Origin of the sequence: Mucilaginibacter sp. 14171R-50 (assembly GCF_010093045.1) — a bacterium.
GTDB lineage: Bacteria > Bacteroidota > Bacteroidia > Sphingobacteriales > Sphingobacteriaceae > Mucilaginibacter.
Genome location: NZ_CP048115.1, coordinates 712,806 through 730,402 on the forward strand (window position 1 = coordinate 712,806; position 17,597 = coordinate 730,402).

General features: G+C 43.9%; 10 protein-coding genes, 2 tRNA genes and 3 rRNA genes. 6 read left to right on the top strand and 9 right to left on the bottom strand.

The window, feature by feature from the left end; genetic code table 11:
* The first annotated feature begins 4 nt into the window (after window positions 1–4).
* The 3 genes from GWR56_RS03320 to GWR56_RS03330 are packed head-to-tail and all read left to right on the top strand — an operon-like array spanning window position 5 to window position 5,558.
* Complete coding sequence (locus GWR56_RS03320; RefSeq protein WP_162429750.1) at window positions 5–2,098, top strand: cellulose biosynthesis cyclic di-GMP-binding regulatory protein BcsB; 2,094 nt, start codon at window positions 5–7, stop codon at window positions 2,096–2,098.
* A gap of 35 nt (window positions 2,099–2,133) precedes the next feature.
* Window positions 2,134–3,981, top strand: a complete 1,848-nt coding sequence (locus GWR56_RS03325; RefSeq protein WP_162429751.1) for a glycosyltransferase — start codon at window positions 2,134–2,136, stop codon at window positions 3,979–3,981.
* On the top strand, window positions 3,981–5,558 hold the full coding sequence (locus tag GWR56_RS03330; RefSeq protein ID WP_162429752.1) for a hypothetical protein: 1,578 nt from the start codon (window positions 3,981–3,983) through the stop codon (window positions 5,556–5,558). The genes GWR56_RS03325 and GWR56_RS03330 overlap by 1 nt, the downstream gene beginning before the upstream one ends.
* Before the next feature lie 54 nt (window positions 5,559–5,612).
* On the opposite strand, the gene GWR56_RS03335 is transcribed toward GWR56_RS03330, so the two are convergent.
* From GWR56_RS03335 to GWR56_RS03360, 6 genes are all read right to left on the bottom strand, one after another.
* Window positions 5,613–5,849: a hypothetical protein gene (locus GWR56_RS03335; RefSeq protein ID WP_162429753.1), complete on the bottom strand. Its 237-nt coding sequence runs from the start codon at window positions 5,847–5,849 to the stop codon at window positions 5,613–5,615.
* Between the two features lie 329 nt (window positions 5,850–6,178).
* Window positions 6,179–6,290: ribosomal RNA gene (rrf, locus tag GWR56_RS03340) — 5S ribosomal RNA — on the bottom strand.
* Between the two features lie 278 nt (window positions 6,291–6,568).
* A 23S ribosomal RNA gene (locus tag GWR56_RS03345) occupies window positions 6,569–9,449 on the bottom strand.
* Between the two features lie 296 nt (window positions 9,450–9,745).
* Window positions 9,746–9,822: transfer RNA gene (locus GWR56_RS03350), tRNA-Ala, on the bottom strand.
* A gap of 87 nt (window positions 9,823–9,909) precedes the next feature.
* A tRNA-Ile gene (locus GWR56_RS03355) sits at window positions 9,910–9,984 on the bottom strand.
* A gap of 214 nt (window positions 9,985–10,198) precedes the next feature.
* Window positions 10,199–11,720: ribosomal RNA gene (locus GWR56_RS03360) — 16S ribosomal RNA — on the bottom strand.
* Together the 16S, 23S and 5S rRNA genes with 2 tRNA genes alongside form the textbook arrangement of a ribosomal RNA operon.
* 712 nt (window positions 11,721–12,432) lie before the next feature.
* Between GWR56_RS03360 and GWR56_RS03365 the strand changes: the two genes are divergently transcribed.
* Window positions 12,433–13,812, top strand: coding sequence for an RNA methyltransferase (locus tag GWR56_RS03365; RefSeq protein WP_162429754.1), 1,380 nt, complete (start codon window positions 12,433–12,435; stop codon window positions 13,810–13,812).
* 10 nt (window positions 13,813–13,822) lie between these two features.
* Here GWR56_RS03365 and GWR56_RS03370 read toward each other — a convergent pair whose 3' ends face one another.
* From GWR56_RS03370 to GWR56_RS03380, 3 genes are read right to left on the bottom strand one after another with little or no spacing between them, the layout of a single operon-like run.
* Window positions 13,823–14,422 carry a hypothetical protein gene (locus GWR56_RS03370; protein WP_162429755.1) on the bottom strand — a complete coding sequence of 200 codons (600 nt, stop codon included), beginning with the start codon at window positions 14,420–14,422 and terminating at the stop codon, window positions 13,823–13,825.
* Window positions 14,423–14,438: 16 nt separating this feature from the next.
* Window positions 14,439–15,164: a LytTR family DNA-binding domain-containing protein gene (locus GWR56_RS03375; RefSeq protein ID WP_162429756.1), complete on the bottom strand. Its 726-nt coding sequence runs from the start codon at window positions 15,162–15,164 to the stop codon at window positions 14,439–14,441.
* Window positions 15,165–15,166: 2 nt separating this feature from the next.
* Window positions 15,167–16,177 carry a sensor histidine kinase gene (locus GWR56_RS03380; RefSeq protein ID WP_162429757.1) on the bottom strand — a complete coding sequence of 337 codons (1,011 nt, stop codon included), beginning with the start codon at window positions 16,175–16,177 and terminating at the stop codon, window positions 15,167–15,169.
* Between the two features lie 319 nt (window positions 16,178–16,496).
* Here GWR56_RS03380 and GWR56_RS03385 point away from each other — a divergent pair, with 319 nt between their 5' ends.
* Window positions 16,497–16,703: a hypothetical protein gene (locus tag GWR56_RS03385; protein WP_162429758.1), complete on the top strand. Its 207-nt coding sequence runs from the start codon at window positions 16,497–16,499 to the stop codon at window positions 16,701–16,703.
* A complete protein-coding gene (locus tag GWR56_RS03390; protein WP_162429759.1) occupies window positions 16,697–17,596 on the top strand; it encodes an ABC transporter ATP-binding protein in 900 nt (299 codons plus the stop codon). Before GWR56_RS03385 ends, GWR56_RS03390 begins: the two co-directional genes overlap by 7 nt.
* The last annotated feature ends 1 nt before the right edge of the window (window position 17,597 follow it).

The following is a 17,597-nucleotide window of genomic DNA, read 5'->3' on the forward strand; positions in this document are numbered from 1 at the left end:
CCTGATGAACAGATTTTTTACCTTCCTGGCATTTATATTTCTTAGCACTGCTTCGTTCGGGCAATCCATTTTGTCGTTCAAAGCATTGGGCCATGCCGATGACGAGCCCATATTTGGTATGAGCGGGGCTACTTCATTCTATTTTAAAATAACGCCACAGTATGAAATAAGCGGGAGTAAGCTGGTTATTTATTTTGAACCATCGCAGGCGCTGATACGCGACAGGTCGTACATCAACCTTTTCCTTGGTTCAAAACCGGTATACAGCGGCCGTTTAACAAAAGATTCCGTTCAAAAAATAATGCTAAACCTTACCCCTGCGGATGTTTCGGCCGACAGGTATTTGAAGATTACGGTAAAAACCCTTTTAACCATTACTGACGACCAATGCCGCGACCTTGACAACCCCGCTATGTGGCTAAAGGTTAAAAACTACTCGTACCTGTCGTTGGTAAAAAGCAACAAAAACTTTTTTAACAACATAAACATCAGCAATTGCTTCGATTCAAAAACGGCTATAGTTTATAACAGCAACCCAACCCTTCACGATCTTAAAGCGGTTGCATGGGCTTATTCGAGGTTAAAGAAAACGCAAACAAAAACCATCAATGTATTTGAGCTAAGCAAATTACCCGATACGGTACGTAACTATATTATGGTAGGCACAATGCCTACGCTGCGCGCCGATAAGCGCGCGTTGGTAAAAGTAACCCCACAGGCCAACCAGGGGCTGTTGTATTTGCATAAATCCGTGTCGACAGTAACCGATACGGTAACCCGCATGGTTGACCTGGGCGGCAAGTTTATGGAGGTAAAATCAGTATCGCAGGAGGTTGTGCCTACCGAAATATTGTTTGTTACCGGGGGCGATGACACCGGCTACGAAAAAACCATTACCGCCCTCGGTAACATGAACGTGCTGAATTCAACCTTTGGCGATTACCTGCTGGTTAATAAGGCGCAAAACACCTTCTTTAAAACCATCGATGAAAACCGCTCTAAACTATCGCTGAAACAAATTGGCGGTGTAAGCGATTTCTTATCGGGGATAGGTTCGTTAAAAAGTTCTTTCAATTTTAAAAACAGCGATTTTAGCTTTACGCCTAAAGAGGTTGAAATACGCATTGTAGCCAATTACAGCAGCCTTAACCCGGGCGACCGCGGTTTCTTTAATATTTACCTGAACGGTTTACTGTTGAGCAGCGAAAAGCTGGACGCCTCGGGCAAATTAAACACATCGGTAACCATTAACCGCTACCAGCATCATAAATATAACACCCTTGAGGCCGAGTTTAGGTTTTATCCTAACAATGGTAACTGTAAAAACAGCTTCACCAATTTCTTTGCCGAAATTGACGTGGATAAATCGTACCTGGAATCAAAAAACCCATTTATTACCAGCGACCTGAGTTTTTACCAATACCCCGAGGCATTTAACAGTGGCACAACACGCATAGTAGTATCAAAAAAGTTTGCTAAATATGCTGCCGGCGCCATGGGCGAGATTATTTATGAACTGAATAATAACATCAACGCCAATAACTTCCCCGAGTTTTTGTACTCCGAGGACGTGATCGCCAATCAATCGGAACTAAAGAAAAACAATATTATAGCGTTGCTGGCTAAAGACGACCCCCTGTTCACCAGGAATGAATTCCCTGACGCGCCTATTAAATTCGACCGCAACTTCAGGCTTTATAATACCGATAATAATACTATTGTCTATTCCCTGTCTGACACCACGTCAAACGGGCTGGCCCAGATATTTTACGGGCGAAGCAACAACGCAACCCTTGTGTTAACCGCAACTGGCACACACCTGGCCGAGGCATTTTTATCGGCATCCAAATCTATTACCGAGCAGCTGTCAACCCTCAGCAGCAACGTTTGTATATCTGATGTCAACAATAATAAGTACCTGTTTAATATAAACAAATCAAGCGAAAACCTGGAGTATATCGATACTAAAAGCGCCCTTACCCGCTTTTGGGACAATTACAACCTGTATATCTTATTAGGTATACTGGTGCTTATCCTGTTGTCGTTCCTGTACATACGTTCGCGGGTACAAAAATCGCAGGATCTGTTTAACGATTAACACCGCAACCTCAAAAATTTAACTGATATTAATTCATGAGGATATCAATTCCCGAATTATTAACTAATGATGGCTTTATTACAGCAGGCGAACGCGAGGAGATTGAACAACATTCAATGGAATCGGGCTTATCCTTCATTAAAATTGCCTTAACTTCGGGATATATATCGCGCAAGAACTACGACAGATCGTTACTTAACGCGGGGTACACCATAAGCGAACACCCGCGCGGAGAAGCGTATGATAGCGAAGTCTTAAACAAAATCGACCTTAATTTCGCACACGACAGGCTGGCTATCCCTCTGCGCATCCAAAACAACAAAGTGGTTTGCCTTATGGCCTCGCCGGACGACCCCCTGTTTTTGGATTATATAAGGTTCACCTACGATCGCGAAGCCGAAGTGATCATAGCATCCGACCTGGATATAACCTGGTTAAGCAATAAGCTATTAGGCGAAAAATATATCAAGTCGTCGGTGTTCGAGCTCATGAAACGCGACCCGGATAACTCGGCTATTGTAACGTTCTCTACCGCGCAGCTCATCTTTATTTTTATAATCATTGGCCTGGTTACTATTGGGCTGGTTATAAGCTTTAAAAACACATCCATAATTGTTAACGTTATCATCAGTTCGTTCTTTTTGGTAGCTATTATTTTTAAGCTGTTCCTGGCGCTGGTAGGCTCCCGTTTCGAACTTCACCAGGCGGTTACCCGCGACGACCTGAAGCAGGTTAAGGATAGTGAGCTGCCCGTTTACACCATATTGCTGCCCGTTTACAAAGAGGATAAACTGATAAAAAAGCTAATATGGAACCTGCAGTCTATTGATTACCCGCGCCATAAGCTGGATATTAAGCTGCTGATAGAAGAGGATGATGACAAAACTTTCAACGCGGTAAAGAACCTTGACTTCCCGGCCGTATTTGAGGTGATAGTGGTGCCTTTTCATATGCCTAAAACCAAACCAAAGGCCTGTAATTACGGGCTGCACTTTGCGCGTGGCAAATACCTCACTATCTACGACGCCGAGGATATACCCGATACCGACCAGTTAAAAAAAGTGGTAGCGCTTTTTAACAAACTGCCGTGGGATTATATTTGTGTGCAAAGCGCCCTAAACTACTTTAACCGCAACGAGAACTTCCTTACCAGGATGTTCACCCTCGAATACTCGTATTGGTTTGATTATATGCTTCCGGGACTCGATACATTGGATATACCTATCCCCCTGGGCGGTACAAGCAATCACTTTAAGCTTAACGAATTGGTAGAGCTGGGCGCCTGGGACCCCTTTAATGTAACCGAGGATGCCGACCTGGGCGTAAGGGCGTATGCAAAAGGCTATAAAATAGCCATCATTAACTCTACCACCTACGAGGAGGCCAATAACGAGCCATTTAACTGGATACGCCAGCGCAGCCGTTGGATAAAAGGCTACATGCAAACCTACCTGGTACACATGCGGCACCCTGTTGAGCTATGGAAAGAAATTGGCTGGCGCGGATTTTTAGGCTTTAACTTTTTTATAGGCGCAACGCCGGTAACTTTTTTAGTATACCCGCTAATGCTGGCCTTTTTTATATGCTATGTAGTGTTTGATCTTTCGAGCATACGCACCCTTTTTCCCGACTGGGTTTTATTTATGTCGATATTTAACCTGATGGTAGGAAATATCCTGATGATATATGTGAATATGATAGCGGTATTTAAACGCCGCTATTACGAGTTGATACTGTTTGCCATAGCCAACCCTATTTACTGGCTAATGCACTCGATAGCTGCATACAAGGGATTGTACCAATTAGTAACCAAGCCTTTTTACTGGGAAAAAACCAATCACGGGTTAAGTAAGGTTAACAGCCCCGTAAACGTTGTAAAATAATGAAGTTAACAGGTACTATATATTTGGCCATACTTACCCTGTTGCTGGTAATTTACTACCTGGTATGCGGCATTTATTTAAACAACCTGAACTACTATAACCACGAGTCGTTATTTTATATCGAAAAAGCGAAAATAGTTTTTGAGGGTTTGGGCAACCGTTTAAAAGTAATGGGCTTAACCACGCCCATGATACCTTTTTACACCACTTTTATATTTACTATTTTCAGTAACACGCTCGCACCCGTATTGGCCTCGGCAATTGGCACCGGCGTGTTGTTTTATATTATTGCAAGCACCGTGGCAAAACGCCTTAACGATGAAGGTTATATCTGGCTGCTGCTTGTAATTTTTTTGCTTCATCCCGGCATTATTTACACCGCCGCATCCGGCAAAAGCATCTATCTTATCTTAATATTCTTCTTCCTGTTTTTTTTAAACCTGTTTAAATTCTACCGGTCAAATACAACTTTCCACGTATCAATTGCCAGTATTTGCCTGGTGATGCTCATTTTTTGCGATTATAAATTTATTTGGTTAACCCTGTTCTTTTTGCCCCTGGTGTTATCCATTACCCTGCATAGTTTAAACCTTGGCGAGCAGGAATCTATCTTCCGCCTATTTTTAAGCTTCAACAGCCCATCATTAAGGCGCAAGCTGATAAACAAAACATTTGCGCTGTATATTATTTTATTTAGCCTGCCGCTGGTAGCTGTATTATGCTACAAGTTGCTTAACCTTACACATGCCAACGATCTTAATTACTTTGCCGAAAGCCCTTATGCTACCTGGAATGTATTAATAGATAAGTTAAGTTTCGACCAGCAAACCACCAATACCAATTATAAGATCCCCGAAATTTCTGTTCTTCTATCAGCAAGGGTCGTGCTTTTTTGCCCCATGGTACTTATTGCCATGTATCTGTTCAGAGAGAGTACCTACCAGGTTTTAACCATCCTGATCCCTTTTGCATTTATCGAGTTTCTGCACATCAAATACGATAAGGTATTTTTGGCGTACCAGTATTACATGATATTTTTAATATTGGCTTATTTGTGCGTTATATTTAAAGCACATACCGTAAAAGACCAAAAAAACTTTAAAATTTTATTGGCTTTTACGGTTGTTTTTCAGCTATACTTTGGCTGGTACTACCTAAGCACCTCTTCGATACCCGAAGAACAGAACTTTGTAAAAGTACTTTTTAACCGGGAGGAGGATGATAAGCAACAGGATAATATTGATGTTGCAAATTACCTGAACAGCCTTCCTTCAGATTCGCACGTATTGGTAGATGATGCTATTGCTTATGGCGTAATAGCCTTTACAAACGATATAAAGCCCCTTATAATGCCTTACGAAAGCAATTTTTTAAGCGCGCTGGAATCGCCTGATAAATATGCAGACTATGTGGTTGTCGCAACCGCTAAAAACGTGGTATCGGGGTATACGCAACTCAATAACAAGTATATTGTTACCATAAGCCAAACCATACCGGATATTAACTTCCGTAAGGTTTTTGAAACAAACGACTGGGTGGTATATCGCATCATCACCAACGGAAGCGAGCCTTTTTAACAACACAACCTACGCGTTACTTAGCGCGCAGCTTGTGTGGTTTGATGTGGCCGCTTAGTGGCTCACAACGTTCGCAAGTTCGCTTACATCAGTTTTTAACTTTTTTGCGCCCTTATGCTTCTCCTTCAGATAATCTTGCGCATGCTCCTTCAATTCGGCTGCCTCGGCCTCTATATCGGCTTTACGTTTGATATACAGATATACAATCGCACCTGCAAAGATTGCCCCAAGCGCCAAACCTGCTACTAATTTACCGCTGCTGCTATCGTGTTTCTTAAATGGATTTTTCATAGTATATGGTTTTATAAAGCAACACACCGCTCCCAATTTGGTTCTGTTTTATTTAAAATACTGCAGGCGCGTATACTCGCCCTTAACAATTCCAATATTTAAATGGTGACATAACCATGTCAGTAGTTAAAAACGGAAGTAGCTGATAATGAAGTATTCACGAGTGTTCACGGTGTGAACGTGCGCCGAACGTGAACGCTTTTCCAGATGTGCAGATGTGCAGATTTCAGATGTGCAGATGCCTTCATGAACTATGGACCATGGACTATGGTCAAAAGGTTTAAAAACAAGAAAACCCTTTAGTATTGCTACTAAAGGGTTTCTTTAAAGTTTGGCACCGACCTACTCTCCCACATTTTACTGCAGTACCATCGGCTCTGGCGGGCTTAACTTCTCTGTTCGGAATGGGAAGAGGTGGACACCGCCGATATAGGCACCTGAAGGTTTTTAGATCTGAGTATTGAGATATGAGATTTGAGACTCATGATCTTAATAACAAATCAATATTTTATAGATGTAAGCGGAGTTTGAGGAGATTTTCATCTCATGTCTCATATCTCACGTCTCATATCTAAGACAATAATTGAAAGAAGTAATAATCAGAGAAAACAACAGCTTTGTTTTGTTCGGTTCATTGGTATCATTCGTTCATTTGTTTATTAGTATTGCTACCAATGAACTATTGAACTATTGAACCAATGAACCATTCATTACCTGCTATGAGAAAGCTTCGGATTATTAGTATTACTCGACTTTGATGTCACCACCTTTATATCTGTAACCTATCAACGTAGTAGTCTGCTACGATCCTCAATGGAAGTCTCATCTTGTGGCTAGTTTCGCACTTAGATGCTTTCAGCGCTTATCTATTCCCAACGTAGCTACTCTGCAGTACACCTGGCGGCATAACAGATTCACCAGAGGTTAGTCCAACCCGGTCCTCTCGTACTAAGGTCAGCCCCACTCAAACTTCCAACGCCCACAACAGATAGGGACCGAACTGTCTCGCGACGTTCTGAACCCAGCTCGCGTGCCACTTTAATGAGCGAACAGCTCAACCCTTGGGACCTTCTCCAGCCCCAGGATGTGACGAGCCGACATCGAGGTGCCAAACCTCCCCGTCGATATGAGCTCTTGGGGAGATCAGCCTGTTATCCCCAGCGTACCTTTTATCCTTTGAGCGATGGCCCTTCCATGCAGAACCACCGGATCACTATATCCGTCTTTCGACCCTGCTCGGCTTGTCTGCCTCACAGTCAAGCAAGCTTATGCTATTGCACTCCGCGTACGGTTACCAAGCGTACTGAGCTTACCTTTGAAAGCCTCCGTTACCTTTTTGGAGGCGACCACCCCAGTCAAACTACCCGCCAAACAATGTTCTCGACATTATCGAGTTAGACACCAAATACAGAAAGGGTGGTATTTCAACGTTGGCTAACCTACTCCTAGCGAAGCAGGATCACAGCCTCCCACCTATCCTACACATCCTGTATCCGATATCAATGTTAAGTTGTAGTGAAGGTGCATGGGGTCTTTCCGTCCCGTTGCGGGTAACCGGCGTCTTCACCGATACCACAATTTCACCGAGCTCATGGCTGAGACAGCGCCCAGATCGTTACACCATTCGTGCAGGTCGGAACTTACCCGACAAGGAATTTCGCTACCTTAGGACCGTTATAGTTACGGCCGCCGTTTACCGGGGCTTCGATTCAATGCGTCGCCATTGCTGACTAACATCCCCTCTTAACCTTCCGGCACCGGGCAGGTGTCAGGCCTTATACGTCATCTTTCGATTTTGCAAAGCCATGTGTTTTTGTTAAACAGTCGCCTGGGCCTTTTCACTGCGGCTGATATTGCTATCAGCGCCCCTTCTCCCGAAGTTACAGGGCCATTTTGCCGAGTTCCTTAGCCATGATTCACTCGAGCACCTTAGGATTCTCTCCTCGACTACCTGTGTCGGTTTACGGTACGGGTTTTTATAACCTGAAGCTTAGCGGGTTTTCTTGGAAGTCTGATTACCTGAACTATCACCTTACCCGAAGGCTCAGTGTACTATCTGCTTTCAGCAAGGTCTGCGTACTTAACTACAAACCCTATACCTACTGCATTTAACGAACTATTCCGTCAGTTCGCGTCAGTGTCACTACTCCGTCACCGCATCGCAGTTATAAAAAGTACTGGAATATTAACCAGTTATCCATCGGCTACGCCCTTCGGCTTCACCTTAGGCCCCGACTAACCCTGATCCGATTAGCGTTGATCAGGAAACCTTAGTCTTTCGGTGGGCGGGTTTCTCTCCCGCCTTATCGTTACTTATGCCTACATTTGCTTTTCTAATTCCTCCACAGTCAGTTGTCCTTCCTGCTTCGCCGGCAATTAGAATGCTCCCCTACCAGTGCAATAAATTGCAATCCATAGCTTCGGTATAACGCTTAATGCCCGTTTATTATCCATGCCCGATCGCTCGACTAGTGAGCTGTTACGCACTCTTTAAATGAATGGCTGCTTCCAAGCCAACATCCTAGCTGTCTGTGCAATCGGACCTCGTTAGTTCAACTTAGCGTTAATTTGGGGACCTTAGCTGATGGTCTGGGTTCTTTCCCTCTCGGCCATGGACCTTAGCACCCATAGCCTCACTGCAGTGTATATTATACAGCATTCGGAGTTTGTCTGGATTTGGTAGGATTTGACTCCCCCGCACCCAATCAGTAGCTCTACCTCTGTATAACTTTACCACCACGCTGTTCCTAAAAACATTTCGGGGAGTACGAGCTATTTCCCAGTTTGATTAGCCTTTCACCCCTACCCACAGATCATCCGGAAACTTTTCAACGTTTATCGGTTCGGTCCTCCAGTACCTGTTACGGCACCTTCAACCTGTCCATGGGTAGATCACAAGGTTTCGCGTCTACCCCCTCTGACTCTGCGCCCTTTTCAGACTCGCTTTCGCTTCGGATCCGTGTCTTAAACACTTAACCTTGCCAGAGAGGAGTAACTCGTAGGCTCATTATGCAAAAGGCACGCCGTCACAGAACAAGTCTGCTCCGACCGCTTGTAAGTACACGGTTTCAGGTTCTATTTCACTCCCCTGTTCGGGGTTCTTTTCACCTTTCCCTCACGGTACTGGTTCACTATCGGTCTCTCAGGAGTATTTAGCCTTACCGGATGGTGCCGGCAAATTCCCACAAGGCGTCTCCGACCTCGCGGTACTCAGGATACCACTATCCTATCATTACTTACCCGTACGCAGCTCTCATGCTCTATGGCCGGGTTTCCCACCCCGTTCCGGTTCATTCTGATATTCATGTTGTGGTCCTACAACCCCAATTATGCCGTAACATAACTGGTTTGGGCTTCTTCCATTTCGCTCGCCACTACTCTGGAAATCATTATTATTTTCTCTTCCTCTGCTTACTTAGATGTTTCAGTTCAGCAGGTTTGCGCATTTATGCGACTAGTCTTCAACTAGCCAGGTTTCCCCATTCGGAAATCCGCGGATCAATTCATATTTGCTGATCCCCGCGGCTTATCGCAGCTTATCACGTCCTTCATCGCCTCTGAGAGCCAAGGCATCCCCCGTGTACCCTTTCTTACTTTCTTCTATACTTGTACCGCTTTTGCTCGGTACTGTATGCTTTTTGATTATGTTGCCGTTCAGAACAAGATATTAGAATCAAGAACCAAGATTTCCTGCCGAAGCCGCCCGTCTTTTATCTGCAATCCCTTTTCTCAAGGTCCAAAGCCTGCAACAGTCCTCTACTGTTGTTTTCTCTTTTTGAATTACTTCTTCCAATATGTCAAAGAACGTTCGTTTAGATTTGAGTACTGAGATTTGAGATCTGAGACCGATTTGCATCCTGTCTGATATCTCATATCTAATATCTCACATCTTAACTTGGTGGAGAATAACGGATTCGAACCGTTGACCCCCTGCGTGCAAGGCAGGTGCTCTAGCCAGCTGAGCTAATCCCCCTTTCAGATGTTTCTGTCATTGGTTGAGTCATTAGGTCATTGGCTTTGCAGCTTTTGACTTTTAACTTTCAACTTTTGACTTACCGTGTAGTCCCGAGCAGATTTGAACTGCTGACCCCTACATTATCAGTGTAGTGCTCTAACCAAGCTGAGCTACAGGACTGTTTGATTTCGGATTTGTGATGTACGATTTTAGATTTCAATCGTCATTCGTAAATCGTAAATCGTAATTACTTACAATCTTGCCACGCTCATGGTTGAACCACTGATGGCTTCATCTTCCGGGTTGTTTTTTTAAGAGAATAAATAAGAAAATAATCATGCAGGTAACAGTTTCCTGTTAATGCGTTACTAAGGTTGTTTGGATAATGCTCCAGAAAGGAGGTATTCCAGCCACACCTTCCGGTACGGCTACCTTGTTACGACTTAGCCCCAGTTACCGACTTTACCCTAGGACGCTCCTTGCGGTTACGCACTTCAGGCACTTCCAGCTTCCATGGCTTGACGGGCGGTGTGTACAAGGCCCGGGAACGTATTCACCGCGTCATTGCTGATACGCGATTACTAGCGAATCCAACTTCACGGGGTCGAGTTGCAGACCCCGATCCGAACTGTGAATGGCTTTACGAGATTGGCATCCTGTTACCAGGTAGCTGCCCGCTGTACCATCCATTGTAGCACGTGTGTAGCCCCGGACGTAAGGGCCATGATGACTTGACGTCGTCCCCTCCTTCCTCTCTATTTGCATAGGCAGTCTGAATAGAGTCCCCACCATTACATGCTGGCAACTATTCACAGGGGTTGCGCTCGTTGCGGGACTTAACCCAACACCTCACGGCACGAGCTGACGACAGCCATGCAGCACCTAGTTTCGTGTCCCGAAGGACTGAGACGTCTCTGTCTCATTCACTAACTTTCAAGCCCGGGTAAGGTTCCTCGCGTATCATCGAATTAAACCACATGCTCCTCCGCTTGTGCGGGCCCCCGTCAATTCCTTTGAGTTTCACCCTTGCGGGCGTACTCCCCAGGTGGAATACTTAACGCTTTCGCTTAGACGCTGACCGTATATCGCCAACATCGAGTATTCATCGTTTAGGGCGTGGACTACCAGGGTATCTAATCCTGTTTGATCCCCACGCTTTCGTGCCTCAGTGTCAATAACACTTTAGTAAGCTGCCTTCGCAATTGGTGTTCTGTGACATATCTATGCATTTCACCGCTACTTGTCACATTCCGCCTACCTCAAGTGTATTCAAGCCCATCAGTATCAAAGGCACTGCGATAGTTAAGCTACCGTCTTTCACCCCTGACTTAATAGGCCACCTACGCACCCTTTAAACCCAATAAATCCGGATAACGCTTGGATCCTCCGTATTACCGCGGCTGCTGGCACGGAGTTAGCCGATCCTTATTCTTACCGTACATTCAGCCCTCTTCACGAAAAGGGGTTTATTCCGGTACAAAAGCAGTTTACAACCCGTAGGGCCGTCTTCCTGCACGCGGCATGGCTGGTTCAGGCTTGCGCCCATTGACCAATATTCCTTACTGCTGCCTCCCGTAGGAGTCTGGTCCGTGTCTCAGTACCAGTGTGGGGGGTCATCCTCTCAGATCCCCTAAACATCGTAGCCTTGGTAAGCCATTACCTTACCAACTAGCTAATGTTCCGCATGCCCATCTTGTTCCTATAAATATTTGATTATCTTATGATGCCATAAAATAATGTTATGCGGTGTTAATCTCTCTTTCGAGAGGCTATCCCCCTGAACAAGGTAGGTTACATACGTGTTACGCACCCGTGCGCCACTCTCATGAGAAGCAAGCTCCTCAATCCCGTCCGACTTGCATGTATTAGGCCTGCCGCTAGCGTTCATCCTGAGCCAGGATCAAACTCTCCATTGTATAATGTGTTGTTCAAATCCAGACCCTATTAACTCAATCAATAGAAATCTGTAAAAAAAATATTCTCTTACATTATCCCATCCCTCAAGTCTCGCTCTTAACATTCAGAACATCGCTGTCCTGCTGTTACGCTGCATAATTTATTCTCTATCTCTTTTAAGAACTTTTCGCTTCGCCTCGCGGTTCAGCTTTTATGTTGTCGACCGTTGCGGTCTAAACTTTCAATGTTTTTTTTGAAAACCCTTGTGGTTTTCTTTTTTCAATGCTTTGCTTCGTTGTAGAAGCGGCTGCAAAGGTGCGATTATTTTTAATTCGTGTCAAGTGTTATTTTCACTTTTTTTGAAATTATTTTCTCGCTTCGTTTTTTCAATTAACAACCGCATTACCTTTCGTTATTGCGGGCTGCAAAGGTGCAAATAATTATTGTGTTTGGCAAGCGAAAAATCACATTTTCAAACTTTTATTTATTCGCTAAAACTTCAAAAAACAACGCCCTTTTTATTTGAGCGGCCACAAATGTAAGGAGAAAACCCCTACCACTACAAGCATTATTTTAAAATAATTAAAACAATTTTGTAACTACCTGTAAACTAACAATAAACTTTGGCCGCAAATACGTGTATAAACATCAATTGTCACCGCTATAAGTAAAACTATGGGTTATCAGCCCTTAAACAGGGCGCTAAAAATTTTCCGTAAGTTTGATTCAAATATGGATAATTATAATTTTCCGCCGCTTTTTTTTGAGGATCTGAACGCCGAGCCGGGCTTTGACAGGCAAAATTTTATTGATGCGCACCTGGCGGAGGCCGCCCCAACATCTATCAGGATCAATCCTTTTAAGCCATCTGCCACAAAAACAAACGGACAAGTGCCGTGGTGCACCGAGGGATTTTACCTGGATGCCCGCCCATCGTTTACCTTCGACCCGCTGTTTCATGCCGGGGCATACTACGTGCAGGAGGCATCATCCATGTTCATCAGCCATATATTAAATACCATTCGCCCGGATAAGAGCGACCCTATTAAGGTATTAGACCTTTGCGCGGCGCCCGGCGGTAAAACCACGCTGCTAAATTCGGCGATGCAAAGCACCGACCTGCTGGTGGCCAACGAGATCATCAAAACACGCGTACCTATATTAAGCGATAACCTTAACCGCTGGGGTACAACAAACACCATTGTTACCAATAACGACCCAAAGGATTTTAACACTATTCATAGTCTTTTTGATGTGATACTGGTTGACGCGCCCTGCTCGGGTTCGGGTATGTTCCGTAAAGACCCCGCCGCCATGAACGAATGGAGCGAAGGCAACGTAACCCTTTGCCACCAAAGGCAGGAACGCATATTGGAGGATATTTACCCTACGCTAAAAGAAGACGGATACCTAATATATAGTACCTGCAGCTACTCGCACCAGGAGAACGAAGATATACTGGATTGGCTATGCACCGAGTTTGACCTGGAAAGCATCCGGATACCTATATATAAGGAGTGGGGAATTGTTGAGGCCGAATCGCCGGTTAAAAAAGCATGGGGCTACCGCTTTTACCCGGGCAAGGTTAAAGGCGAGGGTTTGTTTGCAGCATGCCTGCGTAAAAAGGAAAGCAGCGGCGGTATATCAAACTACAAAAACAACGCGCAGCAAAAACTACCTGCCAAAGAGATGGATATAGTGAAGGCCTATATTAACAATGCTGACGATTTTTACTTTTTTAAAGTGAATGACGACTGGCTGGCCATCAATCGCGAGCATAAGGAAAGCCTGAACATTTTGCACCGGCATCTGTATATAAAAAAATCGGGCGTGCGGATAGGCAAACTGGCAGGTAAAGATCTGATACCTGACCATGAGTTAGCTTTGAGCTTGGCTATCAATAAGGATGCGGTATTATCTACAGCGCTAAGTAAAGAGCAAGCCATACAATATCTGCGCCGGGATAATATAGATATTGCTGTAAGCGGGAAAGGCTGGAGTTTGATGACTTACGAAGGTTTGGCATTGGGCTGGGCTAAGTTGCTGCCCAACCGGATCAATAACTATTATCCGAAGGAAATCAGGATCATGAGCAGCCCCCCAACCCCCTGAAGGGGAGCGACTAAAGCATTTTAATATTATATGCCTTAAGGCACTCGGCTGCGTTTTTATAGATGTTGTATTTATATTGATAAACATCGATGTGCCCATTGTTTTTTATTGGCTTACCACCTTTGTCCTTCAGCGAATACGTTTTGTTCAATAATTTAAGGCTTGCTCCGTAATACCTTATTAGCGTTTCGTAAATCACGCCATCTTTTACCTCGCTATCAAAGGTATTTGTTTCTTTCTTAAACGCGTATGTATTGCCATCTTCGTCGAAATAATGCGTGTAGGTTATATACCAATCGCCGCTCTGGCTAAAAGGAATTTCGGCAATCATTACTATTTTCCCCAAAGAATCTTTAAGCAAGTTATAAGAATATTCAACTTCATCTGGCCACTTTCCATTTTTTACCCTAACAGGTATCTTTTCTCCGGGTATCTTGGAGTATAACAGAAGTTTCTTGTCATGCTTTTTCACATATGCGTCAACTGCCGCACGTTTACTTTTTAACAATACCAATAGTGAATTTGCTTTAGATCTATCAATCGCTTTAGTTTGGGCAAACCCCGATATACCGGCAGCAAAAAAAACTATAAACAGGCAAAAAGTTTTCATGCACCTAATATATATACTATATATTCTTCCCGTCCACAATCTTAAAGAACTCGTCGCGATAGGTGTCACCTACGGGGATGATCTTATCGCCGATGAAGATGCGGCTGCGCTCGATGCTGTCGATCTTATTGATAGATACGATGTACGATTTATGCACGCGGATAAAGTGTTTTGGCGGAAGGGCGTCCTCCATCTTCTTCATTCCCTGCAACGTAATGATACGCTCGGCGGGGGTAAAAATGGATACATAATCTTTTAAGCCTTCTATAAACAATATATCGTGCAGGTAAACCTTTTGAATTTTATGCTCGGTTTTTACAAAGATAAAGTCGCTCATAAAATCGTCTTGCTGCACGGGCTCGGGCTGTGCGGAAGGCTTTGCAGCCGGTTGTATTATGCCCTGCGCTTTTTGTACCGATTTAAAAAACCTGTCGAAAGCTATCGGTTTTAATAAATAATCTACCACATCAAGCTCATACCCTTCTAACGCATACTGCGGATAAGCCGTTGTTAAGATCACCTTGGTTTTGCCGTTCGCTATCCGCAAAAACTGTATACCGGTAAGTTCGGGCATTTGCACATCCAAAAAAACAAGATCGATGCCATCATCCTGCACCATGGTTAATGCCTCGATAGGGTTGGTGGTTGCTTTAACCAATTGCAGAAAAGGTATCTTGGATATATAATCTTCCAATATATTCAGCGCTAAGGGCTCATCATCAACAACAAGGCAACGAATCATGATTATAAAGCTAAGGATAATTGACAAGTGTATGTATCCGCTTCGTCGCGAATATCTAAATTATATTTTCCGGGGTATAAAAGGTCAAGCCGGCGGCGTACGTTTGCCAACCCAATGCCACCGGATGCATCGCGGTTATGGGTGTGCTTTTTATTCTGGATAAAAAAGTACATGTGGCCATCCTCTAAATTAATTCTAAGTTTTATGGGCGATAACGCATCGTTGGCAATACCGTGTTTAAAGGCATTTTCGATAAATGAGATAAGCAGTAAAGGCACAATTTGCTGGTTCTTCACCTCGCCGTTCACTTCAAAATCAATAAAGGCCTTATTGCCAAAACGTATCTTTTGCAGGTCGATATAGTTTTGCAGGTATTGCAGTTCCTTGCTCATCTCCACCTTATTATCATTACACTCGTACAGCATATAGCGCATAATTTCGGACAGCTTTAAAATGGCCTCGGGCGTAGTATCTGATTTTTGATAAGCCAGCGAGTAGATGCTGTTTAACGAGTTGAATAAAAAATGGGGATTGATCTGCGATTTAAGGAACGAAAGCTCGGCGGTTAAGCGTTGGTTCTCCAGGTCGCGCTGTATGCGTTCGTTCAGGAACCAATCGATAGTGAATTTTAAAACAGTGCTCAGAAATATAAATACAATACTGGTGAACGATGTGCTGAACGTATACTGCCAAAACCCGATGGCTTTGCCCATATGGATGTAGGTAATGGGCCTGAATATAACAGCCAGCCCAAATTTAGAAAGGCCCATTACGATAATGGCGCCTATTACCAGCGCCGCGTAAAGCTTGTATTTCTTTTTATCTAAGTATCTTGGAATGAGTACGAGGTAGTTCAGATAAAAAAGGCCGATATTAACCAGGCCAAACACCACAAATACGATCAGCAGGCTTTGCATACTGCTTTTGCCACCATTACGCGCTACAAACACAAAAAAGGATATGATGCTTGTCCAAAACAGAATGTGCCAAAAAATTTGCCAGCCTTTTTTCATTTATATATAGTGTATTACCTGCATTTTTTAGCCTCACCGTACCCACCCCGGCGAAAAGGGTTCTAAAAGTTCAATTTTAAGTCCACACATTCAGGACAGCTTAGCAAGGCCTAACCTGCATCTAAAGTAGTATTTTGATATGAAACTGGCTATGTAATTATATGTAGCAATAATTTTAACCGATGAACGGGCATTTAGAACCGATGAACGGGCGTGCCTGCCATATTAACCGTTCATCTACAAATGCTGGCTGTTGGTCTAAATGTTTTTAGCAGGTAAAATATTTAGTATTCCTTTGTTTCATCAAAACGATAACACAATGAAAAAGTTAGTTTCAAACTCAAATCCATTTATCTTATTACTGGCCCCTGTAGTATTTGCCATTATAATGGGCGTAAGCTACCAGTTTGAACAAAAAAGACAATTTACCTCACACAACTCGGCTGCACAGGCTACATCGTTATTTATTAAAGGTGTATCTGTAGTTAAAACAGTATGCTCAATCGCAACCGAGAAACTATGGTAATCCAAACGGAAGGCTTGTCTTTTAGCTTCGGCAATCAGCAAGTTGTTAAATCGCTGTCGTTGCAAGTGCCGGCAGGTAGTATATACGGTTTTTTAGGGCCAAACGGTGCCGGTAAAACCACCACCATTAAAATGCTGCTTAACCTATTACGTACGGGCGAAGGCAGCATTCGTATTTTCGGGCTCGAGCTTGAAGCCAACCGCATCAGCATATTATCGCAAATAGGGTCGCTGATAGAGCAGCCGGCTATATACCACCACCTAACCGGCCGCGAAAACCTGATGAACCGCGCCATGCTATTGCAGGTTGACGAACAGCGGGTGGACGAAATGCTGAAACTTGTACAGCTAACCAATGCCGCAGGCAAAAAAGCCGGACAATATTCTTTAGGGATGAAACAACGCCTGGGTATTGCCCTTGCCTTGCTAAGCGACCCCAAATTACTGATACTTGACGAACCCACCAACGGACTTGACCCTAACGGCATTATTGAGATACGCGAACTGATGATGCGCCTGGTAACCACCGGGAAAACCGTATTTATATCGAGCCACCTGCTGGCCGAAATCGAAAAAATGGCTACCCATGTAGGCATTATCAATAACGGCGAACTAATGTTTCAGGGAACTATCCAGGAACTTCAGGATATAAGCCAGCCGCTTATCCATATTGAAACCGATAATACTGTTGATGCCGCCAACCTGTTAAAGCGCAATAATTTTACTGTAACCGATATTAACAACGACCACTTGTTTGTTCCATTTACCTCTAAACAACAAATCGGCGAAATAAATACGCTGCTTGTTCAAAACGGCATAACCGTTTTAGGCATCAGCAAACAGCGCAAGGACCTTGAGCGGTTATTCTTAGATATTACCACCAAAAGCAACTAAA